The 26,622-nt window shown below is 52.0% G+C and carries 24 protein-coding genes and 1 pseudogene; 10 read left to right on the top strand and 15 right to left on the bottom strand.

The annotated features are described in order from the left end of the window. Positions 1-5 precede the first annotated feature (5 nt). The 3 genes from tnpB to tnpA all read right to left on the bottom strand — a co-directional run bounded on the left by tnpB (position 6) and on the right by tnpA (position 1,144). Positions 6-401 carry an IS66 family insertion sequence element accessory protein TnpB gene (gene tnpB, locus ASTEX_RS10920; protein ID WP_013479686.1) on the bottom strand — a complete coding sequence of 132 codons (396 nt, stop codon included), beginning with the start codon at positions 399-401 and terminating at the stop codon, positions 6-8. Positions 402-535: 134 nt separating this feature from the next. Next, positions 536-754, bottom strand: coding sequence for a transposase (locus ASTEX_RS21100; protein ID WP_425359000.1), 219 nt, complete (start codon positions 752-754; stop codon positions 536-538). 84 nt (positions 755-838) lie between these two features. Then, positions 839-1,144 carry an IS66-like element accessory protein TnpA gene (gene tnpA, locus ASTEX_RS10925; protein WP_013479687.1) on the bottom strand — a complete coding sequence of 102 codons (306 nt, stop codon included), beginning with the start codon at positions 1,142-1,144 and terminating at the stop codon, positions 839-841. 110 nt (positions 1,145-1,254) lie between these two features. Between tnpA and ASTEX_RS20295 the strand changes: the two are divergent. Beyond that, positions 1,255-1,389 (top strand): annotated as a pseudogene (locus tag ASTEX_RS20295) (IS630 family transposase); the annotation flags it as partial. 336 nt (positions 1,390-1,725) lie between these two features. Here the strand turns inward: ASTEX_RS20295 and ASTEX_RS10930 are convergent. The 7 genes from ASTEX_RS10930 to ASTEX_RS10950 all read right to left on the bottom strand — a co-directional run bounded on the left by ASTEX_RS10930 (position 1,726) and on the right by ASTEX_RS10950 (position 8,770). Next, on the bottom strand, positions 1,726-2,829 hold the full coding sequence (locus ASTEX_RS10930; protein WP_013479688.1) for a polysaccharide pyruvyl transferase family protein: 1,104 nt from the start codon (positions 2,827-2,829) through the stop codon (positions 1,726-1,728). Next, entirely contained in the window at positions 2,822-4,120 is a 1,299-nt protein-coding gene (locus ASTEX_RS10935; protein ID WP_013479689.1) for a lipopolysaccharide biosynthesis protein, read from the bottom strand. The genes ASTEX_RS10930 and ASTEX_RS10935 overlap by 8 nt, the downstream gene beginning before the upstream one ends. 3 nt (positions 4,121-4,123) lie before the next feature. Further along, positions 4,124-5,473, bottom strand: coding sequence for a TolB family protein (locus ASTEX_RS20300; RefSeq protein ID WP_013479690.1), 1,350 nt, complete (start codon positions 5,471-5,473; stop codon positions 4,124-4,126). Positions 5,474-5,484: 11 nt separating this feature from the next. Beyond that, on the bottom strand, positions 5,485-6,405 hold the full coding sequence (locus tag ASTEX_RS21105) for a glycosyltransferase family 2 protein (RefSeq protein WP_083805587.1): 921 nt from the start codon (positions 6,403-6,405) through the stop codon (positions 5,485-5,487). 12 nt (positions 6,406-6,417) lie between these two features. Next, a complete protein-coding gene (locus tag ASTEX_RS10940) occupies positions 6,418-6,897 on the bottom strand; it encodes a glycosyltransferase (protein WP_013479692.1) in 480 nt (159 codons plus the stop codon). Then, positions 6,894-7,436, bottom strand: a complete 543-nt coding sequence (locus tag ASTEX_RS10945) for a glycosyltransferase family protein (protein WP_083805588.1) — start codon at positions 7,434-7,436, stop codon at positions 6,894-6,896. Before ASTEX_RS10945 ends, ASTEX_RS10940 begins: the two co-directional genes overlap by 4 nt. A 215-nt stretch (positions 7,437-7,651) precedes the next feature. Beyond that, positions 7,652-8,770 (bottom strand): glycosyltransferase, encoded by a 1,119-nt coding sequence (locus ASTEX_RS10950; protein ID WP_013479696.1) that lies wholly within the window; start codon positions 8,768-8,770, stop codon positions 7,652-7,654. Positions 8,771-9,091: 321 nt separating this feature from the next. On the opposite strand from ASTEX_RS10950, the gene ASTEX_RS10955 reads away from it, so the two are divergent. The 5 genes from ASTEX_RS10955 (at position 9,092) to ASTEX_RS10975 (ending at position 14,889) form a co-directional block, all read left to right on the top strand. Then, a complete protein-coding gene (locus ASTEX_RS10955) occupies positions 9,092-10,537 on the top strand; it encodes a nucleotide sugar dehydrogenase (protein ID WP_144004653.1) in 1,446 nt (481 codons plus the stop codon). After that, complete coding sequence (locus tag ASTEX_RS10960; RefSeq protein ID WP_013479698.1) at positions 10,537-11,529, top strand: NAD-dependent epimerase/dehydratase family protein; 993 nt, start codon at positions 10,537-10,539, stop codon at positions 11,527-11,529. The genes ASTEX_RS10955 and ASTEX_RS10960 overlap by 1 nt, the downstream gene beginning before the upstream one ends. A gap of 33 nt (positions 11,530-11,562) precedes the next feature. Next, positions 11,563-12,615, top strand: coding sequence for a glycosyltransferase family 4 protein (locus ASTEX_RS10965; RefSeq protein ID WP_013479699.1), 1,053 nt, complete (start codon positions 11,563-11,565; stop codon positions 12,613-12,615). Positions 12,616-12,775: 160 nt separating this feature from the next. Beyond that, a complete protein-coding gene (locus ASTEX_RS10970) occupies positions 12,776-13,948 on the top strand; it encodes a glycosyltransferase (protein WP_013479700.1) in 1,173 nt (390 codons plus the stop codon). A 17-nt stretch (positions 13,949-13,965) separates the two neighbouring features. Then, positions 13,966-14,889, top strand: coding sequence for a glycosyltransferase family 8 protein (locus ASTEX_RS10975; RefSeq protein ID WP_013479701.1), 924 nt, complete (start codon positions 13,966-13,968; stop codon positions 14,887-14,889). Between the two features lie 44 nt (positions 14,890-14,933). On the opposite strand, the gene ASTEX_RS10980 is transcribed toward ASTEX_RS10975, so the two are convergent. Further along, a complete protein-coding gene (locus tag ASTEX_RS10980) occupies positions 14,934-15,764 on the bottom strand; it encodes a glycosyltransferase family 2 protein (protein ID WP_245532501.1) in 831 nt (276 codons plus the stop codon). 74 nt (positions 15,765-15,838) lie between these two features. After that, complete coding sequence (locus tag ASTEX_RS10985) at positions 15,839-16,708, bottom strand: glycoside hydrolase family 16 protein (protein ID WP_013479703.1); 870 nt, start codon at positions 16,706-16,708, stop codon at positions 15,839-15,841. A 628-nt stretch (positions 16,709-17,336) separates the two neighbouring features. Here ASTEX_RS10985 and ASTEX_RS10990 point away from each other — a divergent pair. The 4 genes from ASTEX_RS10990 to ASTEX_RS11005 all read left to right on the top strand — a co-directional run bounded on the left by ASTEX_RS10990 (position 17,337) and on the right by ASTEX_RS11005 (position 21,897). Next, positions 17,337-18,059: a sugar transferase gene (locus ASTEX_RS10990; RefSeq protein WP_013479704.1), complete on the top strand. Its 723-nt coding sequence runs from the start codon at positions 17,337-17,339 to the stop codon at positions 18,057-18,059. A 794-nt stretch (positions 18,060-18,853) separates the two neighbouring features. Beyond that, positions 18,854-19,618 carry a metallophosphoesterase family protein gene (locus ASTEX_RS10995; protein ID WP_013479705.1) on the top strand — a complete coding sequence of 255 codons (765 nt, stop codon included), beginning with the start codon at positions 18,854-18,856 and terminating at the stop codon, positions 19,616-19,618. A 98-nt stretch (positions 19,619-19,716) separates the two neighbouring features. Further along, a complete protein-coding gene (locus tag ASTEX_RS11000; protein WP_013479706.1) occupies positions 19,717-20,628 on the top strand; it encodes an endonuclease/exonuclease/phosphatase family protein in 912 nt (303 codons plus the stop codon). Positions 20,629-20,652: 24 nt separating this feature from the next. Next, the gene (locus tag ASTEX_RS11005) at positions 20,653-21,897 is read left to right on the top strand and encodes a nucleotide sugar dehydrogenase (RefSeq protein WP_245532502.1); all 1,245 of its coding nucleotides are present in this window, start codon (positions 20,653-20,655) and stop codon (positions 21,895-21,897) included. A gap of 31 nt (positions 21,898-21,928) precedes the next feature. Here the strand turns inward: ASTEX_RS11005 and ASTEX_RS11010 are convergent, their stop codons facing one another. From ASTEX_RS11010 to ASTEX_RS11020, 3 genes are all read right to left on the bottom strand, one after another. Then, positions 21,929-22,996, bottom strand: a complete 1,068-nt coding sequence (locus ASTEX_RS11010; RefSeq protein ID WP_013479708.1) for a peptidoglycan-binding domain-containing protein — start codon at positions 22,994-22,996, stop codon at positions 21,929-21,931. Positions 22,997-23,115: 119 nt separating this feature from the next. Further along, entirely contained in the window at positions 23,116-25,182 is a 2,067-nt protein-coding gene (locus ASTEX_RS11015; protein ID WP_013479709.1) for a pentapeptide repeat-containing protein, read from the bottom strand. A 191-nt stretch (positions 25,183-25,373) separates the two neighbouring features. After that, positions 25,374-26,450, bottom strand: a complete 1,077-nt coding sequence (locus ASTEX_RS11020) for a mannose-1-phosphate guanylyltransferase/mannose-6-phosphate isomerase (RefSeq protein WP_013479710.1) — start codon at positions 26,448-26,450, stop codon at positions 25,374-25,376. Positions 26,451-26,622: the final 172 nt, after the last annotated feature.

The raw sequence follows: 26,622 nt of genomic DNA on the forward strand, positions 1-26,622 counted from the left end.
ACGAGCTAAACGCTAATGATTTCCAGCCAAACCCCCTTATAAAATAAGCGTTTCAGCCGCTTCGCAAAAGGCGCTGACGTCCATGCTGGGCGACGCCAGTCTATGGCCTCAACGAGCATCGCCAACTGACCCGCCGTCAGATGCGCAACCCCGTCCTTCGCCGTCGGCCAGGGAAAATATCCGCGCTCCAGGACCTTGTAATAAAGGCAAAAGCCCTGGGTATCCCACCACAGCAATTTAATCCGGTCGGCCCGCTTTCCCCGGAAGCCAAAGATCGCGCCCGATCCCGGATCCTGTTTGATCACCTCACGCGCCAAGGTCGCCAACCCATCGATCCCGCGGCGCATATCCGTCACTCCACACGCCAGGTAGACCTTCACATTCCCCGACGGCCCGATCATGACGCTTCCACACACGCGATCAATGACGACAAAAGCCCTCGATCCAGATCCGCCGGCACCTTCAGGCTGCGACCGCCGCGCACCAAGATCTCAACGATCACCGCAAATCCAGAACCAGGACCTTCAGCCCCAGGTCACGACGCGCCAACAGACACCGGCACAAAGATCGGCCCCTCTGCCGCCTGCAGCTGGCGACGCCACTGATAGATCTGCTGGGGACGCACATCGTGGCGACGTGCAACGTGCGAGACTATCGCTCCAGGCACTGACGCCTCTCGCAAAATCAACGCTTTCTCTTCGCGAGACCGGCGCCGATAGCGCTCAACCCCGCTGATAACCTCATACCGACCCATGCCGAATGTTCCGTCACAAATGAATAACTTCTGACGGAAGTTTCGCTCACTCAGCCCCTTCAGCAAAACGCGGTGCCCGGACGCTTACGATATTTGAACGCGCGCACCGCAAGGCAGCTCAACCGATATGGCGCCGCCAGGGCGCACCGTTTCAAACGACTGGGTTGGTGTGATGATGGCTTCGACAAAGCCTGGGATCGGCGCGGCGTCCGAAGTCACCCGCATGTCTTTACGCCAGCCGTAGATCTGGCTGGTGGCCACATCGTAACGGCGGGCAACCTCTGAAACGATCGCGCCCGGCTGAAAGGCCTCAAACACGATCTCACGCCTCAGGGCATCAGGCCAACTACGGCGCCGTTCCGCGCCGCTCAAAACCACTGTTCTTGTCATAAGACCCGCTCGCTGCGCTCGTAAGTACGCTCATAGGAGCGCTCATATGAGCACAAGCTGCGGTCTCAGGCGCGCAGATTTTCCGCGGTACACGCCGTATGCTTACCGAAAACTGGCTGTCCAACCGCATCTTCACTTCCTATGACGATATCGTCGACCATTGCTGTGCAGCGTGGAACAAGCTTGCCGAACAACCTTGGCGCATCATGTCCCTCGGTTTGCGCGATTGGACACATGGGTACTAATCTATGCAGGCTGGTATCAGGCGCGCAGATTTTCCGCGGTACACGCCGTATGCTTACCCGTATGCTTACCATCAATCCAACTGATCCCAGGATGCCGGAGCTGGATGCCGCGCTCGAAAAGCTACAAAAGGCATGGGCCAAAAAGCCCCCCGCAAAACGCTCGCTAAGGATAGTCAAGGGTTAAATCCGCGGTCCACACCGTAGGCTTACTGCTTACCCATCACAGGAACCGCGCGCCTCAGCGGCGAAGCCTCCTATGCCGCCATCCGTAAACTTGTCGACGGAAACTTCACCCTTACATAGCCATTATGCCGGGTAGGTGGGTAATTACAATCTTCATGGTAACGTGGTTCGCGATGAACCTTCGATATCGCCGTAAATTCTTGAGAATGAGTGCGCTAGCATCTCATAATATCTCGCGCCCTCAAATTGGAAATTATTCAGATTGTCATTCGCAGCGCTCTGATATCTCGTTATGCTCATCTTAAGTGACAAAAAATCCATACCAATATCATTTAGTATCCCTTGAATTTTTGGGTCAAGGTCTGTGTCCCACGAGAAGGGGACAGCGCCAGCGGTTAGCGCAAGGAGCAACACGTGCAGTCTATTTGAATGAACTTCCTTACATTTACTATAAACATCAATCGCATGAGAAATATCTTCGTGCACGTCACAAAAAATAAATTCCCGGCCCGTTCTTTCAAATATAGTGTTAGCCAATGTTTTCATAAATTCCGAATCTCTCCGCACCTGCGACACGAAGTATAGAATCCCATCTGTATTCAAATTTATTATTTCAATGCAGAATTCTAATAATTTTTCCCTATCCATTCCGTTTTTATCCACTCTAAAAGAAAAGCACAATGCTTTTCTATTTTGGTCTCCGACGATTTCACGACCGTCAAATATAGAGAAGGCCAAATCAGGAATTAAACTGGTAACGCGGATACCCAGTTTTTTTGCGTATTCTAGTGACATGCTGTCTCTAACGGCGCACGTATTTAGAACCCTTGAGCGCAATGCCAACGACTTCCCATGCCTATCGCCGATACGCTCGAGTGAAATGCCCACTTGGTGTACCTTTACGCCTATCGCACGCCAAAAAACCAAAATGATAATCGCGAATAAAGCTTTAAAGTACTGGGAGCGAGAGCGCTCGCCATTTAGTCCGCCAGGAACTAAGAAAAAATGCACCTCTTTGCCCAATAACCGGCTGTGAACCATTGATGCGAAGAAAGAAAAGTTATTTAGAAACTGTTTACTTTCTTTAGGGCGCAACAGTCTGGAATTCACCATCTCCCTAAATCCGTCAGGAGTAGTTGCATAATTGAGGCACAAATTGGAATGCGCCTCAGCCAAGCGAAGCAACTCACCAATTATTAAGGCGTCTCCGGCGTTCTCAAACTGAGTCTTAACATTAAAATACGTACATCTATTCATCTTTGTTCCTTATTTTTTTGTTCTGAAATATTGCAATAACTTCGCTACTGGATGGAATGAGAAAACTTCTTAAAGTTTGACCATGTTGGCATTTAAAGTAAGATAAGAAGGATAAAGAAAGAACTGTATTGCTAACTATGAAACCCCAAGCCACACCATTGGGCCCATAGAAATAATGTGCTACCAATGAAATGCAAATACTTAACACTAAGTTTGGAAGGAATATCTTACATACTGTGATTGGTGATGATATGGCAGATACTGTTGGGTATACGATAGTCCAAAGCGTACCAATTAAAGTCCCAATAAGAATTATCTGGAAAAGATATACATGACTCGCATACTGATGCCCAAGTGCTATTGGTACGATAAATTTCGCAAGTGGCAGGGCCAAAGCCGTTAAAAACATAAACAGGGAAAATGAAAACTTTGTGTAATATGAAGCCGACGCTACAGATGCTTTGACGTCGCTTGTCCTCACATTTTGAGAAAAAAGCACAACGGATACCGCCAATCCGACTTCCGTAAGAACCTCGGTCAAACGCCTCGATGCATAGAAAGCCCCGGAAACCTCACCGCCGTCATAGTAGTCAATGACGAAAAAACTTGCCTGCTTTGTTAACAGCATCATGACAACGCCAATCATAAACAGAAAGCCACGACCTATAAGTATCTTATAATATTCGGTTGCCCCGGCAATACTAAAGTTAAGCTTAAACCTTCCCAGCTTGAATAGTAACGCGGCACCAGTCATGTTTGAAAACGCAAGTATAAATACGCAAATCTCTAGGTTTAAATTGTATAAAAAATAAGCAAGGACAGTCAGAAAAATCAAAGTTACCCTTGGGTATAGCTCGGACTGGTTAAACTTCGCTATCTGCCCCTTTCCGATCAACACGCCCTGTCCCATCCGTATGAATAATAGAGAAACGGCATTTACGGCGACACCTGCGAGCAATAATAAATCTTTATTATTTTCCCAAGCAACAACACAAGCTATAGAGGATAGCGCGCAAATAAATGAAAGTACAGAAAAAATATTAACCGTAGCAGTGGCATATAGCTCACTATTTTTTTCATCGCGACCGATGTAATATGCTACGGAATTTCTAATTCCGACATCAAATACTGTGGCAATCATGAGAGTTGTAGTGAATATGAAACCGTAATCACTCATCTCTGCCGGAGTCAAGCCGCGAGCAATAAGTGCAAAAACAACAAAATTTATTCCTTTTGACCCAAATCGTGTGAGTATTGTAATGAAAGTGTTAAAAAGCTGCTTCCGCCCCATTGGTCAAAGTACTCCACGAACGTCTGCAATCATTACCTGCCGCATCCCGTTCACGACTCCGTTGAATATAACCTTCGACCCATCTCTAGACCAAACGGGGTGTGGGTCTATCCGTCTAGGGCCATCTAATCTTTTCGTGTTAACCCAGCACAGAGGATCGTCACGACCATCAGATGTGGATAACAACCGCAGCGGGACGCGCCCTTCTTTATCAATGAACGGTTCCGAAACGTAGGCATCCGTTAGTAAAAAATCGCCTGAAGGGTGCAAGCTCGGGTGTCCACCGCCTATCGCTCCAGAACACAATTCAACTAAATCACGTCCATCATAACGAAACTTAACGAATCGCATTCTTTCCCCCTTTGACCTGAGGTTCATGGTGATGTGTTCACCGTCAGGAGCCCAAGAAGGATGATGCCCCCCATGTTTCCACAAAGCATCGGGCATTGCTAGACTGACATTACCACCCTCAATATCAAACGTCATCAGCTGAGGCGGCCATCCAGCCCGCCCTGGGACATTCTTTGAAAAAATTACCACAAAGCCACGTGTGCCTTGTTGGTTTATCTTAGTGTTAAATGCGTAGTAATCGCCACCATCTAATCGCGACTCTACTGGGAGAGCATCTACCAATTGCTTCAGAGACAAAAACAAACTCGTCTCCCCAGTTCTGAGGCAAGTCCTCCAAATACCATCGTTTTCGTTTACTGAAACCGGCTGCCTTTTTGGTGCAAATATGTTTTCTGGCACGCCGTATCCTGGGATGCCCGCATTTATGAAGTCAAGGTTAGGGCTGAAACTAAATCTTCTTTTCGGATCAAGCCCATAAATGGTTCCGTTTAAGATTTTCCTTTCTCCGGTTTTCAGATTGAGACGTATCCCTACGGGAACCCCTTGCTGGACATCATTAAAAAATAATGTATCGTCGTCAGCACCCCACTGTACATTGGCGCCGAGTTGTGAGCCCCATCCCGACGTTTTTGCAACAATTTTACGTCGACCTTCCGATAAATCTATGACGGCAATCTGCGCAACATCTCCAGGACTCGGTATGCGCCAAATAAATGGAACTTTTGTTGTTGCTAGAAATCGTCCCGATGGACTTAATGCATCGACATCAAAAAAAGTCGTCATATAGTGACCGTCGTCAGGGGTCACCACCCTTACCGGAACTCTTGAATTTCCATTCGGGAATTCTCGAAAATCATACAACTTCTCTGCTTCAACTTGCTTACTATGTTGGATTCCAAACTTTCTAAAGACGCTACCTAACACGATCCGTGCATTTTCAGGGTAGCCCTTCAGTTGCCTTTTCATCTGTCGAGCATTTGATATTAAATCGCCGTTAGACAATTCACGTCTCCTTATTTTCCGGATAGCCTTACGACCATAGTTGCAATGTTCTGGTACAATTGTCTGGAAATTAAGATTTGAGCTAAAATTATTATAGATTGCTTCGCAGAGTATGAACCGCGTATAAAAGAGGAAAAAAACAACTTTACTGCCAACCCTTTATTTGAATATGACGCAACCCTTGAACACTGCCAACCTCGATAGCCCCAGTAAGATTTTTCGGATATTTGAGTGTGACGCATGTTTTCTATCCAATCCAGAAGCGGCTGGTATTTTGTTTGTTTAGAGACACGGCTGGGATCGTATACGTCATTTAAGACTATTAATGGCTCTTCAATGAAAACCGGGACTGCGCCAGCATTAACGCATCGTATAGCGAAATCAGTGTCCTGGGAAGACGGAAGCATCTCGTTGAACCGAACAGATCTAGCAACATTTGTGTTTAACATGAGGGTTGATGTCTGCATCCAACCTGATGTACACATCAAATATTCATCAACTCTCTCACCAGATTTTGGCCCTCTTGGTGGTTTAATCCATTTCTTCTCCACCCCTCGGTCAACTAGCAATTGCGAAAATATAAGCGCATTTTTATATTCTGATATTTTATTATATTGACGCTCTAATTTATGTGGAAGGAAAACATCGTCCGAGTCAAGGAAGCAAACAAATTTTCCGGCCGCAGAATCGATCCCTGTATTACGGGCTTTGCTCGCACCGGCGTTTGCTTGGTAAATGTATCTAAATCTAGGATCTCCCATAGATTCGACGACCGCCCTTGTTTCACTTGCATCCGCAGACCCATCGTCAACCACAATGCACTCGAACGAAGAGTAAGTCTGGTTCTTCACAGATAAAAGAGTGTCCTTTATCCGAGAGGACCTGTTATAAGTAGGTATGATAATGGATATATCTATCAATGAACTCTCCAATTACTTGAGTAATTAAAATCCGTTTGAAATAACGTTCTTAATATTATCTACAAGTGTTTCTCTAGAATTGCTTGAAAATTCATCAGATAGACACTTCAGGTCACTCCTTTTTAAAATCTCAATTACATCCCTCGAGTTATGCGCGACATAAATTCCCGGAAGTCTCGACATTTGGTTAGCTGTTGCAATTTGATGATCGTTTCTGTGTTCATTTAAGCTTGCCAATCGAGGCATAATAACCAACGGCTTTTTAGCTTTCATTACACTTAAAATAGTTCCGATACCGGCATGGGCCACCAATACGCGTGCAGAAAGGAGTCTTTTGTCGAATTCCTGTGGCGTTAGAAGCCTTGCATACTCGATATTTTTTGGCTCGCGGCCCTTCGCCCCAATTTGGGCGAACACTGTTTCAGACAAATCGGCAGCAGCCTCATCAACTGAAAGCACCAAGCGATCAAAGGGCAGTTGTGTCCCCGTCGTGACGAAAATCATAGGACGGCTCCCCAGTATTTTGCCTTAGAAACTAGCGCGATGTGCTCCCACTGGGTCAGTGTAATGTTACTGAAATAGGAAGCAATTTTTCCGCTGAGGGACAACTGTTCCGCATTAGCTATGCTGTCAATCCAAATTGTCTTTGCTCCGAAGATCCTGCCCCAGAAGATCACCAAAAGACCTGGCGCTGCCCCCGTAGAGATAACCACAGACGGTTTATGTGAAATAACGATTTTGAGGGCTTGTACGCCTACTCGAAGAAGTGCCAGCATATCGTTTTGGTTCGCATCCCCAATTTTCAAAGTGTTTTTCAGACCAAGCGAACTGGCGAGAGCAGGGTCGGTACACACATAAGATACATCCATACCTGTAAATGCGTCTGCAATACGCACAAGTTGGTGCAAATGCCCTCCACCTGACGCTACCGCTAAAACTAAACCTCTATTCGACATAGGAAATACACCGAGGAAAATGGAATGATTTTTAAACAAGTTAGCAGCTTTTTGCGGCAGCGCACAATAGCATTGAGTGAAAGGCATATCCGCGCGGCTAGGTTGGTTGATAGAGCGTGAAATGCTCTCAAAAATTAAGACTGCTATCAAATGCGATTAGGGGCGAAACGAAGCGCTCATAGTTGGCAACAACGATTTCGCTGAACCCTTTGGCGCGGCCTGTAGCCGGTGTCAAAATGCCCATCAATCACCCCCTGGATTCCAGCAAAATATTGTCGGCCTCCAATCGATGAAAACCAACTTCAGAGGTGCGTCGCTCCATCTCGTAGTTGGACGCCAGAAGCATTTAAAAACCTTTCAATTTCGCGCTTCAACTGTACAATAAATCTCGGCCGATCAAAACTAGTCGCGAACTCCCGTAGAGCCCGAGGTTCAAAATTGTATTTTTGCTGTTCAAGTCTAAGAATAGCTTCCGTAACTGCTTCAACGGTCTGTTCTTGAAATAGCAACCCTGTCACTCCGTCAATCACGGTTTCAAGGGCACCGCCTTTTGCATAGGCAACGACAGGGCGTCCGCTCGCGAGCGCCTCCAACGGAATTATCCCAAAATCCTCAACGCCAGGATAGACCAGGGCTTTGCATCTTTGAAAATACATCGCCATTGTCTCATCATCACATTGCCCCACAAACTTAACCGTCGGGCCTGCGATTTTCTTAAGAGCATCAGTTGCCCCCCCACCTAAGACCACAAGCGGCTTACTCATAGCGGTGAAGGTCTTTACAGCAAGATCCACGCGCTTATATGGCGTGATTTGCCCGGCGCAGAGATAATAGTCGTCAACGTGTTCCGAAATCGAGAACCGCTCCAGATCGACAGGAGGATTTATGACGACCGCATCACGACGGTAATAGCGTTTTATGCGCTGAGCCACGTATTCCGAATTCGCGATGAAATGATCCACTCGCGCCGATGTGGTTACATCCCAAGCCCTCAACCAGGGCGAAAAAATCGCCATTACGGCGCGAGAAATGAGACCAGCACTTTTATAATACTGCGGATAGAGGTCCCAGATATAACGCATTGGGGAATGGCAATAACAGATATGCCGGGCGTTAGGGCCAGGAATAATGCCCTTCGCCGGGCCCGCTTCGGACGAGATGATCAGGTCATACTCACTCAGATCAAAGGATTCCAAAGCCATGGGCATAAGAGGGAGCATACGCTTGTAATGCTTCACCCCACCAATTTTCTGCAGGAAGGAGGTCGTGATCTTATGCCCCCTCACTATAGGAGAGAGTTTTTTATGGTCAGCGACGAGGGTGTAGACATCGGCTTGCGGATATATCTCACACAGAGCATCGAGCACCTTTTCCCCACCACGGGTGCCCACCAGCCAATAATGAACGAGCGCAACCTTCATAACGTACTTCTTATTCAAAATTCACCGGCGAAATAAAGCCCTCGCCCAGAACGATCAGCGCCTACCCCCGGAAGCGGGCACCCCAAACGCCGACACAATTATATCCATTCGTTCATATATTGCTAATTGCCTGGCGACCAGAAATATCCGATCGACCGATCATCTTTTTTCGTGCGCCGCAACATAATTTGAGACCGGGCAAGAATCGAAACTCGCATTATAAATCAACAACTTATATCCATTCCACCGCAAGATGAATACGAAGTCCCGAAATTCGGTATGGACGCGAGTTAGGCTAATCGCCATAATTCAGAGCTGTTTTTGACCGATTTTATAAGATGTTATCCTTTTTATTCAAAATTGGCCTCCAGTTTGCAGGCGCAAATTCATCTGTGCCACTCAGGACTCATTAATCATATGCTCCCCCATAGCTTTAAAGATAAGAAGGTTTGCATTGTCGGTCTGGGCTATGTCGGCCTTACGCTCGCCGTTGCCATGGCCGATGCTGGCTTCCGGGTCCACGGCGTTGAAGTCGACCAGCACATTCTCGCCTGCCTTGCCGACGAGAAAGCGCATTTCTCCGAGATCGGACTGAATGAGCGGCTTTCCGCTCAGATTCAACGCGGCACGATGACCTTTTCAGGTCAAATTGAGAGGGATACGGAAACGACCGTCTATATCGTGACCGTGGGCACCCCGGTTAAGGCGGATAAAAAGACCAACTATGCGTCTTTTACCGCTGTGATGAACGGTATCTCGACCGTCCTTAAGCCCAACGACATGGTCATTCTTCGTTCGACGGTACGTGTTGGGGTGACCAAGGAACTCGCCAAACCGATCCTCGATAAGGTCGGCGTCACTTATGATCTGGCCTTCTGTCCTGAACGCACTCTTGAAGGCAAGGCATTGCTTGAACTGCGTACGCTTCCCCAGGTCGTTGGCGGTGTCGATGAGCAGTCCACATTCCGCGCCTCGCAAATTTTCGCGTTCCTGACCCCTTCGATTATGAAAGTCTCGAATGCCGAGACGGCGGAAATGGTCAAGCTGATCAACAATACGCAGCGCGATATGATGTTTGCGTTTGCCAACGAAGTTGCAGAAATGTGCGACACGCTGGGCATTTCGGCTCAAGAGGTGATCTCGAGCGGCAATCTGGGGTATCCTCGCGCGAACCTCCCCTATCCAGGCCCCGTCGGGGGCCCTTGCCTGGAAAAAGACCCCTACATCCTCGCCGAAGGGCTGGAGAACCATGGCTTCCGACCCGGCCTGGCTTTGGCAGGGCGTCTTTGGAACGAGGGCATCCCCGAGCGCAGTGTTGCGCGCATGAAGGCAGACCTCACGGAACGCGGCAACCCGAATCCGTTGAAAATCGCCATACTCGGCTCAGCCTTTAAAGGCCGCCCCGAAACTGACGATCTGCGAGGGTCGCCGGTCATTGCAATCATCGAAGAACTGCGCAAGGCCTTCCCAGGTTCTGAGCTTGTGGCCTGGGACCCGATTGTCTCGGCCCCAAACCTCGCGTCCCTTGGCCTAACACCGTTGGAATCTGTAGAAGACGCATTTGAAGGGGCCGGACTCGTTGTGATGCAAAACAACCACGTCGCCCTTGAAAGGTTGAAGCTTCCCAAGCTGGGGGCGCTGATGGCGGCCCCCGGATTAATCTATGACTTCTGGCACCAACACACCCTTTTGCGCCGCACTGAATTGCCAGAAGGCATCCGCTACAGTGCGCTCGGGGCATTCAACTATAATGGAGAGGGTCACTGATGACTCGGGTCGTTGTGACCGGCGCGGCCGGGTTCTTAGGGTTTCATCTGACGCGGTATCTGGCCGAGATAAAAGGCTATGAGGTGATCGCCGTTGACAACTTTGTCCGTGGCGAAAACGACCCGCATCTTGCGGCGCTTTCTGAAAAGCCGAACGTGACGTTCATCGAGCTTGATCTCTCAGACCCGGCGAAGGTGGCCACCCTTCCGGTTGACGTTGACTATGTTTATCACCTAGCGGCCCTCAACGGGACACAGAACTTCTATGAACGCCCTATGGACGTGATTAAGTCCTGCACCCTGCCAAACATATATCTCGCCGAGCATTACGGTCGTAACGCCAAACTGAAGCGCTTTATTTATGCCGGTACCAGCGAAAGCTATGCCTCGACGGTGACGAAGTTCAACTGGCCCGTCCCCACCGCCGAAGATGTGCCTTTAGGCTTAAGTGACGTTACCAATCCGCGCTGGTCTTATGCCGCTTCAAAAATGCACGGTGAAGTCGTCACCGCGCAGGCGGGACGAAGCTTCTCCATGCCTTACAGCATCGTTCGCTACCACAATGCCTATGGCCCCCGGATGGGGGATCGCCATGTGGTTCCGGACTTCTATGTTCGTGCCAAGGAAGGCCGCTTTGAGCTTTTCGGCTATGAGGATACGCGCGCCTTCCTCTACGTCGATGACGCTGTGCGGGGTACGACCCTGATTGGTGAAAACGAGCGCACGGTCAACGAGATCGTAAACCTCGGCGGTGGCCGTGAAATCACGATGCTGGACCTTGCCAAAGAAATGATGGCTGTTCGTGGAATGGAGGGAGAAATTGTCCTCCACCCGTCACCGGCAGGCAGCGTCAAGCGCCGGTTACCCGAACTTGCAAAAATCCGTGAACTGACGGGCTTCCAGGAAACGGTCTCCTTGTCAGAAGGCCTCGAACTGACCGCAAAGTTCTATCTCGATGGCACGCTCGTTGAATACCAGAACCGTGGCCAATAGTTACTCGCCAACCGTCCGAGCCGGAGTGGGTTCATGCGCGGCCTTGTAATCAATGGGAAGTTTCTCTCTCAAAAGACGACCGGGGTCCAGAGGGTCGCGCATGCCCTCACCTCGGAGCTTCTTTCCCGCGATTTAGGGATAAAGATCAGAGTGGCCGCTCCAAAGGCTGCCCAAAATCCATGGGCCACGGGCGCCGGTGCGTCTGTTCTGAAGGGCGTTCCATGGGAACAGCTTGAGCTCCCAGTTATCGCCGGCAAGGATCTGCTTGTCAGCCTATGCAACGTGGCCCCTGTTGCGAGGAATGGTGACGTGGTGATGATCCACGATGCCCAGGCGTTTATCTCTCCGAAGTCCTATTCATCCGCCTTTCGAACCTACTACCAAACACTTTTGCCAATCATCGGCGCGAGGGCGTCTCGCGTTCTGACAGTCTCGAATTATTCCGCGGATTGTCTGACCCAAAATGGTATCGCCCCGCGCGAAAAAATTGACGTTATCCATAATGGCGTAGACCATATCCTCACCATTGCGCGTAATGACGAAGTCCTAGAGCGCCTCAATCTGAAAGGCCGTCCATTTCTGGCGGCTTTGGGCAGCGTTCAGCATCATAAGAACATAAAGACGCTGGTGGCTGCCGCGGCACGCTTCGCAAATAAAGAGGCTCGTCTGGTCCTAATTGGCGCAGCCACGCGCGCAGACTATGAGGCCGCGGGCATTGAGGTTGGCGAGAGTGTTTGCCTTGCCGGTCGATTGTCAGATGAAGACATGCGAAGCGTGGTTGAACATGCGCAGGCGTTTCTGTTTCCATCCTTAACGGAAGGTTTCGGTTTGCCGCCCCTTGAAGCGATGTTGCTGGGAACGCCGGCTATTGTTGCGCCGTGCGGGGCGATGCCTGAACTTTGTATAGGCGACGCCTTGTTCTGCGAGGCTGAAAATGTAGGTGAGTGGGCCGATACCATCAACAATCTTCTTGCCGACAGCGCCCTCAGAGCGCAGTATTCAAAGCTTGGGATTGAGCGGGCCAAAAAATACACCTGGGCCAGCGCCGGTGATAAACTGGCCGAAGTTTTGCTCCGCTCTTTGTGAGTGGTGCAGGTGTTTCATATCTGCACAGTTGGTCAAATATTAAGGCTTGCGACCTAAGTGTGTTTTAAAACCGGAGTTTTCCGGTAGATTTATGGTTTAGCTACCCCAACCCCTTTAGTTGGGCGTCTAAAAGATCCGAGCGAAGAAGTCAGAGGATTAAATGAAAGTCGCCTTTGTCCACGAGTGGTTCACACATTTCGCTGGCTCGGAAAAAGTGCTGGAAGCGATGCACAAGGAGTATCCCGAGGCGGATATTTTTGCGCTGATCGATGTGATCCCTGAGAAAGAGCGCCCTGCCTTTTTAAAGCGCGAAGTGAAAACGACGTTCCTGCAAAAGATCCCTGGCATCCGCAAATTTTATCGCTTTCTTCTTCCGATCTTTCCCTTTGCGATCGAACAACTCGACATGTCGGGTTATGACGTGGTGATTTCAAACAGTCACGCGGTTGCCAAGGGCGTCATCACTGGCCCAAACCAACTGCATATCTGCATGTGTTACACCCCCATGCGCTACGCTTGGGACCTGCAAGACCAGTATTTAAGCAATTCAAAGCTTGGCGGTCCAATGGCGTGGCTTGCCCGCTGGTACCTGCATAAGATCCGCATCTGGGATAGCCGTACCGCCAATGGCGTGGATCACTTCCTGTCGGTGTCTTCCTACATCAGCCGGCGGATCCAGAAGGTGTACCGCCGTGACTCCACGGTCATGCACTGTAACGTTGAGACCGATGACTTCCAGATCGGCGCGCCGGCACAGGACTTCTATCTCGCGGCCTCACGCATCGTGCCTTACAAGAAGATGCATCTGATCGTCGAAGCGTTCAACGCGATGCCAGATAAGAAGCTCGTCGTGATTGGCGCTGGCCCGGGCCTTGCTAAGCTGCAGGAAATCGCTGGTCCGAATGTTCAGGTCATGGGCTATCAGCCTTACAACGTCCTGCTCGAAAAAATGCAAACGGCCAAGGCGTTCGTTTTTGCCGCCGAGGAGGACTTTGGGATTGTACCGGTAGAGGCCCAAGCGTGTGGAACGCCTGTGATCGCCTTCTCCGTCGGTGGCGCCGCTGAAACCGTAATCGACGGCGTAACTGGCGTACATTTCCACAAGCAGACCGTGCCGGAACTGTGTGAGGCAGTTGCGCGTTTCGAAGAGATCAGCGGGACATTTGACCGCAAGATCATTCGCGCTCATGCGGAACGCTTCTCCACGCAGCGCTTCCGCCGGGATTTCCGTGCTTTTGTTGAAGAGAAATGGCGCAAGCATCGTGAGGCGATCGCGATCAAACCGATTCCGGTGCCCCGGATGGAAGACACGCCTAAAACGCTGCGCGCTTAATTGGATAGATTGACCTCATGACGCGTCATTGCATCTGTTACGTGGTGGACGACAACTATTTGTTTCCCACCCTCGTCAGCGCGTCCCAGGCTCGGGAAAACGCGCCCTCGTCCCTCGCGGATATCGTAATCCTGTGTCTTTCTGATGCCTCTGATCGCGTGAGGAAGGTTATGCCGGTGGCGGTAGCTCTCGGTATAGAGTTAATCGAGGTACCTACTGCGTCGATTGAAAATCTTCACCCAATGTATGGGCGTCTTTTCATCGATAAGCTTCTACCGAAAGCCTATGAGCGCGTGCTCTACATCGATGGTGACACGCAGATTGCGGCTTCGTTAGAACCTCTTCTTAACGTCGACATTCCGGAAGGAAAGTTTCTGGCCGTCCGGGACCCGGCGGCGATGTTTGCCAAGCTTTCTGACAAATGGGCCAGTCGGATCCAGGGAGAGCGCGTTGAAGCCGGGCTCGGTGACAATCCAATTGAAGACTATCTGAACACGGGTGTTCTTGTCTTTAATATGAAGGACTGGGCTGAACTGGCGGGCGAAACGCTCAAACTTATTCGCGCGCGATCCACACCGTTTAAGTTCGGCGATCAGGACCCTATGAATCTCGCGATTGGCGACCGGTGCCTTTACATCTCCAACCGCTGGAACTTCCCGGGCTTTCTCATAGGGTCAGGGCAAGAAGAGCGGGTAAAACCCGTTATCTACCACTTTATGTCTAACCCCAGACCCTGGGTTCACGCAGGCGCTCCCTGGGGGCCAAAGTGGCACACGCCTTATAAGGCCTTCCTTGCGCGCTTCCCCGTACTGGAAAGCGTTGCGCCAAAGACCACCCCGGTGAAAGCCCTTCGCCATCATCTGCAGCAAGCGCTTAAGGGCGTCACAGAATATGGACCCGTGTCGCGTCTTTCGGAAGCCGCGCCTTTACAGGACGTGTAAATGGAAATGGCCCTCACCAAGGTGGGGGCCATTTGAATTCTGTCTTATAGTTTTAGCGCTTTTTGAGGATCGGCCGGGGCCTTTAGGCAATCGCCGATGGCTTTTATATTCCCGATGAAGCGACCCCGTCTGTCTGCCCAGGGTTCGGGTTTAAATTGTTTGATCGCGTTTGCGATGACATTTCGAGAGATACGCACCAGTCCGACGTCTGTTGGGATGCTACCCTTTTGCATCATGTAGACTATGTTGGCGACTTGAGAGTATCCGAGCTTCTGGCCAGGTGTCCGCCCCGACTTAGATCCCATATGAACGCCACGCAGCCGGTTTGTTTTTAGGATGCCACCGTAAGGCGCCATGCGTCTTGAGAAGTCGACATCTTCCCACCACCCGTAAAGCGGCAGGGTTTCGTCAAACCATACCCCCCACTCCCTCGCGGGCTGCATACGCACGACCATGTTACAGCCGTAGGCATTAAAGACGTTCTCAACACGCTCAACCGGTAGCTCGCCCTGCTGATCGACCTGTTGGCAAGCGTCCTCGTAGCTAATCCCTGGACCATTAATCCCGTCAGCCAAAACGTCACCCGTCACCATGACCACGCCGGGACGGTTTTTCAGCAAAGCTTCTACTTCCTGAAGGAAAAATCTGTCCGCAACGAAGTCGTCGTCAAAGAAGACAATGGCATCCGCATCGGTGACCGCCTTCATGATGGCGTTACGCTGCGCCGGAAGGCCTTTGTTACCTTTTACGACCTCAATGGGGATCGCAAAGCCGGTATTTTTGGAGGGGTCATAGTCGGCCTCGGATGCCGGGCACACATAGATTGCATCGGGCTGACGCAACTGTTGCGACAGCTTTTCGATGACTTTCGGCATGAGATCACCCCGCCCAGCGGTGGCGAAACCGACGACAATTTTCATTAACCAACTAGGGGCCTTGGCCCCTATCCTCAGGCGTTCTTCAATTTATAAACGCGAATATAGTCGATGGTGAAGAACGACGGGTTAATGGTCTCATCAATTGGCCAGCCCGAGCCGAGCGCGAGATTACATAATACCACGAGCGGATGTTTATGCGTCACAGGCGTAGGCGTTCGCCACGTCTCCTGACCATCAAAGTAAAAGACCACCCAGTCAGGATCAACGCTCACCCCGTAATCGTGGAACTCATCAGCGAGCGTAGACCCTTCGACCTTGTGAATATGGCCTTCAGACGTTTTCTTAACGAGATCGTTCTTGGGCCACACAGTGACCGTTGAATGAATGTCCGTGGGGAATTTTCCGTAATATTCCACAACGTCGATCTCAATGCTCGGATCCGTCATCCCCGGATACCAGCTATCGAGCCAGAATGCTGGCCAAACGCCCGGCCCTGGCGGCATCCGGCAGCGGCACTCAAAATACCCGTACTGCTGGGCAAATCCCACACCCTCATGGTTCAGGCTGGATATAAGGCCCGAACGCCACTTTCCATCGTCGCCTTTTTTGGCGACGATCGTGAGGTTGCCGTTATCGACCATGAAGGGAAAACCCGGACGCGGATCGGTAAACTGCGCGTCGCCAAAGTCGCCATGCCAGGGTGTGTGGGCGTACCAGCGCTTGTTAAACGCGTCCATGTCGAAGTTTGGATCGTCGAACTCTTCCGCAAATGTCAACTCGTAGAGGGAGAGGTCAATTTTCTGCTTTACCGGCACAGCCGACTGCACATTCCCACATCCGGCTGCCGAAAACGCACCCGCGGCAGCGGCACCAAGGAGAAAACGTCGGGACATGGATGGGGGCACATCGACGCGTGAGTGAGGTGTCGAATCTTGAGCCATTTTATGAATCCGAAAAATGAGACCGTTGGCAATGAACAAACGCGTACGTGAGACAGACGGCAATAACTAAGGTTAATTGAAGTGTAACCCCATATTATGGCAGCGCAACAACAATCACCCGTCTAACTGCCTCAAAGCCCGAAGAGCGGTTTGACGGCCTAACTGTCAAATTCAAACCGAAACACGCGTTTCTCCTGCGTCTTGCACAAATATACGGAAAGTGTCCCCTACACCCCGTTTTGGGGTGTGCCAAATCCGGACGCGATTCTCTATTTGGGCGATCTTTATGGAAAACCCGCTTTGTTCGTTTACCTTAACACATTGTCAAAGTGGAATTATTCGCCTCAGGTGAGGGATGCACCTCGGCATTAAAGGCGGTTTTGGAGTTTCAGACACTACCAGTTCAAGCAGGCAGTGTGTCGAAGAGGTATTCGCCTTTTGGCACGTATCTTGATGTGACAGGTGTGAGGCTGTTGCGAATGTTGCAAAGTTGCATCCCGATGGCACTGTCGGGCATTAGGTATGGATACCTTTTGTTAACGGTGTTAGAAGGCAGAACTTTAGACATTTTATCTCATATTACCGCGGCCTCTGGCGACGACTAAAAATTTTCAGAAGGGTCCAACCCATGGCGGACATCAAAAGCATCCAAGCGTCGACGCAATTCGGTGTTGAATTGCGAGAACGCCCCCGCCAGATTTCCAAGCCGCAGAAAAGAATGGCAAAGTCTCAGACCCGCGCGCAAAGCCCCATTATCCGGTTACTGGATATTACTATTAGTCTGGCCGCCCTTATTTTTCTGGCGCCGGTGATGGTGATTGCTGCCCTGGCCGTTTTCTTTGATGACCGCGGACCGGTACTCTTTCGTCAAAAGCGTATTGGGCTTCATGGCCGCGAGTTTTATTGCCTGAAGTTTCGCAGCATGCGGACTAACTCCGCTGAAATGCTTGAAACCATTCTGCGCACTAACCCGAAGCTTCGGGCGGAGTGGGAGAGCACCCAAAAGTTCAAGAGCGACCCCCGCATCACGTCTATCGGCCATTTTCTGCGCAAGTCGAGCATTGATGAGCTGCCGCAGTTGTTTAACGTGCTCAAAGGCGAGATGAGCCTTGTTGGTCCCCGTCCGATCGTAGCCGCAGAGATTTGTAAGTATGGCCGCTCGTTCGGGGCCTATTGCTCGGTGCTTCCCGGGATCACCGGCCTTTGGCAGGTGACCGGCCGTAGCGACGTCGGCTACACCCGCCGCGTGGCCCTTGATCGCACCTTTGCGCGGAAGACATCCGTAGGCCTCTACCTCTGGATTCTCGTTATGACGGTGCCGGCAGTTCTGGCTCAAAAAGGGTCTTACTGATCGCCACGCTCTGAAGACCTCACGGATCCACCCACAAAAAGGGCCGATCACTAAATTGTGATCGGCCCTTTTTGCGTCTACCGGCTCTCCACGTCTGTTTTGCGGCGCAACAATCAGGAGTCGTGAGGCAAACGCGTTCTGACGTCCTCAAACGAGGTCCGAGCCCACCTTGCCAGCCAATTGGAACTGACTCATTTGTCATTTTCAGCTTGTCGCGACATCGCATTCCAAATACAAAAAATCACGCATTTTTGCTGCATGTGCTAACAAAATTCTCCCAACGGGCGATTTTTTCGTCCGCGCGCGGTCGGGGCGGCCTATTTTTTGACGTATGCGTCAATTAATCCTGCAAACATGGTAAACGCAGGCTGGAATTCGAACACAATCTATGAGCATCATGAGTCAACCGCGTACTTATGACGAAAGAAAGTGTCATGCAGGGTCAAGTTGTAAAACCAGTCTGGAACGGCTCAAACTCTCGGGAGGCCTCTGCGCGCACCCGCAACGGATCGATCAGAAGTGATCGGTCAACGCTTGAGGCCAGTGATTTACCTTCGAAATATGTGCTGCGCTGGGCCGTTATTGGCTTTTGCACGGTTTTTTGGGCGGGCGTGATCGCAGCTGTCGTGGCCCTCGTTTAAGGCGCGATCTCCCAAAACGCGAAAGTTGTGGACGCCTGGAATTTCGTATGGATTTTCCAAAAGCCTAGGTTCTGCCGCGATTCGATTGTCATTGTCCTTCGAAACCAAGGTATGCTAGAGGGCCATTGACCCGATTTTGTCCTTGAGGATCGTTTGAGGCTGCTTCCCTTCCCGCGCGATATATCGTTCAGATCGAATGAGCAGGATCCTGCCATCGATGTTCTGACATACGCTATCGGGGACATCCACGGTCGCTTCGACCTGTTCAAGAAGCTCGTTCAAACCATTAAGGCCGATGCCGCCCGATTTGACGGCAAATGCCGTGTCGTTTTGCTAGGCGACTATATTGACCGCGGCCCGGAGTCAAAAAAGTGCTTAGACGGTGTCATCGCTATGCACCGCCAGCCGTGGTGCAATACCATTGCGCTCAAGGGAAACCATGAGCAGGTGATGATCGATTTCCTTGAGGACCCGCTCGCGGGTTCGGCCTGGCTGAAGTTCGGCGGCTTGGAAACACTGCGGTCTTACGGCATTTCTCCCGAAAGCGCCGAGCCGGACGAAGCGGAACTTGAGGCGCTGCATTGGAAGCTCAATCTTGCCGTACCCGCTATTCAGCGCAAACTTCTGCGATCACTGAAGCTTTCTTACGAGGCGGGTGACTATTTCTTTGTTCATGCGGGCGTCGATCCCAGACGGGATCGTGAGACGCAGACTGAAGAGACGCTTCTTTGGATACGCGATGCCTTTCTGAAGGTAGAGCGCGCTTGCAGCAAGTCGGTCGTTCATGGCCACACCCCTTCTGACACCTACACCGACACAAGATGGCGCATCGGCGTTGATACAGGGGCCTATGCCACGGGCGTCTTAACCGCTGTGCGGTTAAATGGAACCCAGCGCCACTTTATTCAGGTGCGTTAAGCGCACTTTCCCCACGCCGCTACTCCTTCGCTCATTGCCATTTCGCACCTGCACATTTATGCTGCGACGCGAAACAAACGTGATCCCGGAAGGCTTCAATGAAGCGGGCGACACTCCTCCTGTTACCGCTGGCTCTCGCCGGCCTTCTGGCTTTGAGATTTGCCACTGAGCTGTCGTGGGTATTCGCCGCTTCGCTGTTGTTTTGGCACTATTTCGCGTTCGGTGTTCTCGTCACCGGCGGTCTCAGCTTCATATGCCTTAAACGATGGCGCGCACCGCTCATTGTCATTTCTGGCGCTGTCATCGCGTCATATTTCAGCCCCTTGATCAGCGACATGCTCAAGAACCCGTCTCATAAGGACAGGGCTGTTTATAAGGTAATCAGCTACAACTGGCTTTTTTCCAGCAGCGACCGCAGTGCCTTTTATGCCTGGCTCGCCGTAGAAGACCCAGACATTTTGTCGATCCAGGAGTTCAATAAAAAGGACTTAGGCCCACTCCTCGCCTCACAGCCTCGCGCCTATTTCGTCTCTGAAACCAGAGATGACGTGGTCATTCTGTCCCGTTTCCCGCTGAGCGAAGACAAACTGGATAAGGTCGGGTCGAGGCGTCTAGTTTCAGCAACGGCCAACCTCCCTTCAGGGGCTGTCCGGGTTTTCGGTGCGCATGCGCCGACGCTAAGGGACATTGACCTTCTCACCCAGCGCAACAGCTATCTCGCCAGACTCCCCGAACTTATTGCGCGGTCGGACAAGCCACAGCTTGTGATGGGTGATTTCAACGCAACGCCCTGGGAGCCTCTTGTTGCGCGATTAAAATCAAAGGCTGGTCTTCACGAAGCGCCGCGTCTTGTGCCTCTATCAACCCGAATGGCGGTCAGACGACAGCTCGATGTAGGCTCGCCAATAGACCACATAATGGCCTCACATACCGTTCATCTCAGGCACTGCCGAACGGGGCCCGTCATGGCATCCGATCACCGGCCCTTGATTTGTGAGTTTAGTATCTGACATAAGTGCCCTTGAGCTTCGCATTTGGACCCCACCTCCTCAAAGTGTAGTCACCAAGTTTTTTTTGATCATTCAATTCTAAGTGTATTCGAAAGGTTCACCATGAAGATTGCTATTGCTGGGATGGGGTATGTTGGCCTGTCCAATTCCATGCTTCTGGCGCGTCACAATGAGGTCGTGGCCTTTGACGTGGTTCCTGAAAAAGTCGAAATGCTCAATGCGCGCCAGTCGCCTATCGTAGACGCTGAGATCGAGCACTTCCTCGCCAAAGAGCCTATTAACTTCCGCGCGACACTCAATGCCGAAGAGGCGTTTTCAGGCGCCGATTACATTATTGTGGCGACGCCTACCAATTACGATACCGAAACCAACCGCTTTGATACGCGTTCTATTGAGAGCGTCATTCGGACGGTTCTGCCACTAAACTCGACCGCGACCATCGTGATCAAATCCACCATCCCCGTCGGCTATACGGCGCGGGTAAGGGAGATGCTTGGGACGAACCAGGTGATTTTCTCGCCTGAATTCCTCCGGGAAGGTAAGGCCCTTTACGACAACCTCTATCCGTCCCGCATTGTTGTCGGTGAGCGATCGGAGCGCGCGAAGGTCTTTGCCGACCTTCTGGTGAAAGGGGCCGAGAAAAAAGATATTGAGGTATTGTTCACCGACAGCAATGAGGCTGAGGCGATTAAGCTCTTTGCAAATACCTATCTGGCGCTTCGGGTCGCCTATTTTAATGAGCTCGATTCCTATGCGGAGGCGTTAGGGCTTGATACGCGCCAGATTATTGAGGGCGTGAGCCTCGATCCCCGAATTGGCAAGGGATATAACAACCCGTCCTTCGGATACGGAGGCTATTGCCTGCCGAAGGATACAAAGCAGCTTCTGGCCAACTATTCCGAAGTGCCGCAAAACCTGATCAAGGCCATTGTGGACGCGAACACGACCCGCAAGGATTTCGTGGCTTCACGGATTCTCGCGAACGCGCCGAAGACGGTCGGGATCTACCGGCTGACCATGAAGACAAATTCTGACAATTTCCGGGATTCTTCGGTGCAGGGGATCATGAAACGGCTCAAAGCCAAGGGCGTCGAAGTCATCATTTATGAACCCGCGCTTGAGGCCGAGGACTTCTTCAGCTCAAAGGTGATCCGGGACCTCGAGGATTTCAAGACTCGCTCAGATGTCATCGTCGCAAACCGGATATCAGACGATATTCGCGACGTGGTCGACAAGGTTTATACGCGCGATCTCTTCGGCGCTGACTAAAAGATAAAAGGGGATGCGAACGCATCCCCTTTTATTTCATCGTAACCCCTAAGAGCTTCAGCGCCTCGTAGGTTAGCGGGCCTGCGGGTAGCCCATTATCGCGCTGAAATCGCTGGAAGGCATCTTGCGTGTCTTCGGTAATCGCACCGCTAAAGGTGCGCGGATTATAGCCGTTTGTCGCAAGGGCGAGCTGAATCTGAGATATCAGATAGGCATTTATGTCTCGCTGACAAACAACCCGGCGCCACACACCTTCGCCCTGAACCGCGCGGACGCGAACTTCCTCTTTATAAACTGCAGGCACGGTAACCGTCTCTGTTCGTCCCGGGGTGACCACGACCGTCTTCGTTTCACGGCGTGTAACCGCTGGAATGACCTCAATGGTTTCCGTAGACGGCGTCTTCAGAACCGTCTTCTTCACGGTCTTGGTGACCGCAGGGACGACCTCGGCGCGGCGCTGTTCCGGCTTTATTAGAACCCGCTCTTCGACCGTCCCATAGACGGGAGGCGTCTGAACATACTCATAGACGTCAGGTGACGGCATATAGACGTTGCATTCTTTGTTAGCGCGTGCCGCCTCTGCCGTCTCACATCCGGGAATAGGGCGCCCTTTTTGATCCTTCACGGGCTGAATTGCCCGTCCATTCTTGGTCTTGCGTACGCTCCACTCAGTCTGCGACGGCGTGACAACAATCTGGCGCTTACGCGTCTCATAGACAGCCGGCTCAACGATCTCTCGGGTGGTCGCGGGTGTCACAATGACGGTTTCTGAAATCTCCTCGTAAACCGCAGGCTTACCGCGCTTAACCTGGCGCTCAGGGGTTACTACGACATCCGTCTCCACAACTTTGGTCACAGGTGGGATGGTCCGCGTCTCAACCCTTTGCGGGGAGACAAGAACTTTTTCAACGTAGCTTTCATTTGTCGGTTTGAAGAAGGCCTTCGCGTGGCAGGCACCGGGCCCATCTGCGACGCGCAATTCGACAGGCACGTCTGACGACGACTGCGCGCCCGCCGCCCCTGACACGCTTAGGAGGGTAACAACGGCAGCCAGACGCAACCGGTCCTGGCTACTCCCCTTTTGCCTCTTCGTCCCCATAACCCATTCCAAAACAAACAAACCGAATAAACGAAAATCAGTGACACTGCCGCACTGCAAAACCTACGCCAGCTGGCACGAGACCAAAGTCTTCATCCGACTAGAGGCAACTGACAGGATCAGCGAACCTGAAAGCGCCGCTTTAGGGCCAAAGCCGATAATAAAAGCAAACCAATAACGATCAGTGTCTCTAAACCTCCCAGAACCTTGACCAAAACGACAGAGCCCGGATCCAACGCCGTCTCAAGCCATAGGAACCATCCTCTTGTCGTATCCGCAAAGATCCCCAAAGGAATCGCGCGGTCAAAAGCGACGGAGAAGGCCGGCGGCAACTCCCCAAGTATGAGATTGGCTGTCAGTGGGCTCGACACCGACTGAGCGAGCACGCTGATGCTGGCAAACACGAGAGCAAAGAAGATAACCGAGGAGGCCGCCAGGGAGAGCGGTCGCCCGATTGAGGTCCCGAAGTTTGAGACCGCCCCATAGACGATGGCGGCGAGTTTCGCGGCAATCGGCTCTGAGGGCATTTGCATCTTTGCCCGCAGCTCAAAACGGTTGAAGCGCTGTTCGCGAACCACGTCTTTTTGCGTGGCCATCGCCAGCCGCAGTGTGCGAAGCCCGCCGGCGAGCGTCCCAAACCTGGCATCGCTGCCAAGCTCTGCCGCCGGTGTCGGCCGATCACCCCGCGAGCGCCTTTGCGTAACCTGATGGTCATCGGCCACGGCTTCACGAGCCTTATCCAGCGACCGCTCTAGAAGCGTCTCGGCCGAGGTTTCCGGAGGTATGGGTTCAGCGAGCAATACCCGGCCCCGGAAATCTGCCCCATCAAACATTGAGAAGGCGCAGAAATCTTTTGTTTTAAAGTCGGCGGTGCCTTCAAATCGGCTCCCTTCGAAGGACCCGTGATGATCACGCGCGTTGGAGGGCCAGATCACGTTGGAGAAGTCCGCATAGTCTGCAAACTGGCAGGTCCTGAAACTGACCTTTTTGCGGAAGATCGCACCCGGATTGTTCCCCGCCCCGCCGAACGATGCGCGCTTAACAAAGCGCGCACCACGAAAGGCTGCGCCTCGGGAGAATTCCGAATGGGTAAAGATCACCTCTCCGGTGAACGTCGCAGTGATGAATCGCGCACTGCCCTGAAAGACCGCTTCTGAATAATCCGTCGGTCCATGGAAGACCGCATCCCGGAAAGAACAGTCATCGATAAAAATGGTGCTTTCAAAAGAGGCTGCGCCTTCAAAGTGACTGGCACCAAATGAGACGCTCTCACCAAAGCGTGCCTCACGGAAATCAACCCCGGCGCCAAAGTACGCGCCACGGAACGTGACCGGCCCGCCAAAGGTCGCTGCCCTAAAGGAGACCCCCTCCCCAAAATCGCAGCCATCGAACTTCACCTGTCCGTCAATGAAGGCGTTCTCAAAGCGTGTGTAGGGGGCAAAGCGAAGTCCTGAAAGGTCAAGGCCGCTAATGAAGGCGTAATCGGACATCAAAGACACGCGCTGGCTCGCGCCCGAAGACAGACGCAACAGCGAAATGATTTCCTGATAGAACTCAGAATTCCTGACACCTGACAAGACCAGTGAATGCTGAGGGCTTGCGCGCGTTAAGTCTCCGTTTTTTGAGAGCTTGAGCGCGAGATAGGCCGGATTGCTCTTTCGGTCATCCGCGAATTCCGGGTGCCGCGAAAGGATGAGGCGAGCATCGATGTATTTGCGCCACCACGTCTCATGCTGGCGCAGTTTATCCCAATCGCTTTTCGATACTTCGGAAGGGTCAAGAAACGCCAGGTGCCAAAATGTCCCCTCCCGATTGATCAGCGCGCCAACACTGATGAGCTCCTGATCAGAGGCCAGTCTTCCGTCGCTCCAGGAGATCTCCGGGCTAATTTCAACCGTGTCTTTGGGCACCCAACGCCAGTACTCCTGAAGCGTCGATGCGCGCCACGCCGATGGCCCCTCGCCCAGCACTTCTTTGGTTCCCGGAAACTCCGGAGGCGATCGCCAGCGCTTTACGAGATACTGATCTGTGACGTCATCAATCTCTGACCAGGCCGCCGCGGCAAGGCCTGCCCATGAAAAATCAAATTCCGCCCAGAGCTTGGTCCAGAGCGAAGAGAGGCCCAGTTCATTGGATTGGCTTCGGACATCCCGGCCCAGCTCTTTTGTATTGTCGTCCAGCGGCAAGACACTTCCCCATATTTAGTCAGCCACAAACCTAACACAATCACGCATTTGCGAAAGCCTTTGTTCTCCGGCCAAGCGAAAGACGGTCCTTCTCGCTCCTGAACTGTGTCCTTGCAGGCGAGCGCCCAGAGAAAAAGCCATGCCCGAGAGACGCTCGGGCATGGCTTTTTGAAAATGACGTCGAAACAAGCCTATTCGGCCGCTTCGATATTTCTGATTTCCTGCAGCTTCTTTGCGGCTTCGGCTGCAAGTTTCACATCCTGCGCCCGGGATATAGGGGCCACCACAATGCCTGAAGGGGTTGAAACGACCATAATGTTATCGAGGCCAATGATAGCCACCGGTGGGCCTTCGGCACGGACCAGACAATTGTTGGCGTCAATCAGGATGGCGCTACCTTGCGCGTGGTTACCACCGCCGTCTTTGGCCCCCAGGCGCCACAATTCGCTGAAGCCGCCAACATCTGCCCATCCGATATCGCAAGGCGCGGTCGCTGCGCGCTGCGTGCGCTCCATGACCGCATAGTCCACCGAGATCGACGGACAATTCGCAAATGCGTCGGCATTGAGGAGATGCGTAACACCCTCAACCTCAGCCGTTTCAAAGGCGGCCTTTGTGGCCGTCAAAACGCCAGGCTCGTGAACGCCAAGCTCCTCAATCATAACCTTTGGTGCAAAGAGGAAGATGCCGGCGTTCCAGTCGTAGCCACCATCGGCGAGATAGCTCTGAGCAGTTTCAAAATTGGGCTTTTCGAGGAAGCGCTTAATGCCATAGACGCCGTCAGCCAGCTCTTCACCACGCTGGATATACCCAAAGCCGGTTTCCGGGGCCGTAGGGGTAATCCCAAAGGTCACGATCCGGTCTTTGGCTACAGGGGCCGCCTTGGAGATAGCGTCTCGGAACGCCTCTGGCTTTGTGATCATATGATCCGCCGGGACCATTAAAACCAGGGCCTGCGGATCAATCTGCTCACCAATTAGCGCGGCGACGGCGGCGACAGCTGCGGTGTTACGGGCGAAGGGTTCGAGCACCACCGCCTGCGGGCTAAAGTCGATCGCACCTAATTGCGCAACCGCGAGCGCCTCATGGCTCTTACCGCAGATAACGACGGGCTTCAAAAACTCGGCGCCAGACAAACGCAAGGCCGTTTCCTGAATCATGGTGTGCTGCGTTGCCAGAGCATGAAACTGCTTGGGTTGCTCGGGCGTTGACAGCGGCCAAAGGCGGGTCCCCGATCCCCCTGACATGATTACCGGCAAAATCTTCATCTGGAAAAATCCTAAAAATGAGCGTTTGAATAATGCGCTGCAAAAACGGGACCATTATGCGCCTGTTAGGCGAACTTCAGCAAGGGGCGCGACGATAGGCCACCTATTCTCGTCTACTTTTGACATATTTCCGGGCCTGTAAGTTTTCTATTGGACAGGTCTATATTTTTCA

Origin of the sequence: Asticcacaulis excentricus CB 48 (assembly GCF_000175215.2) — a bacterium.
Classification (GTDB): Bacteria; Pseudomonadota; Alphaproteobacteria; order Caulobacterales; family Caulobacteraceae; genus Asticcacaulis; species Asticcacaulis excentricus.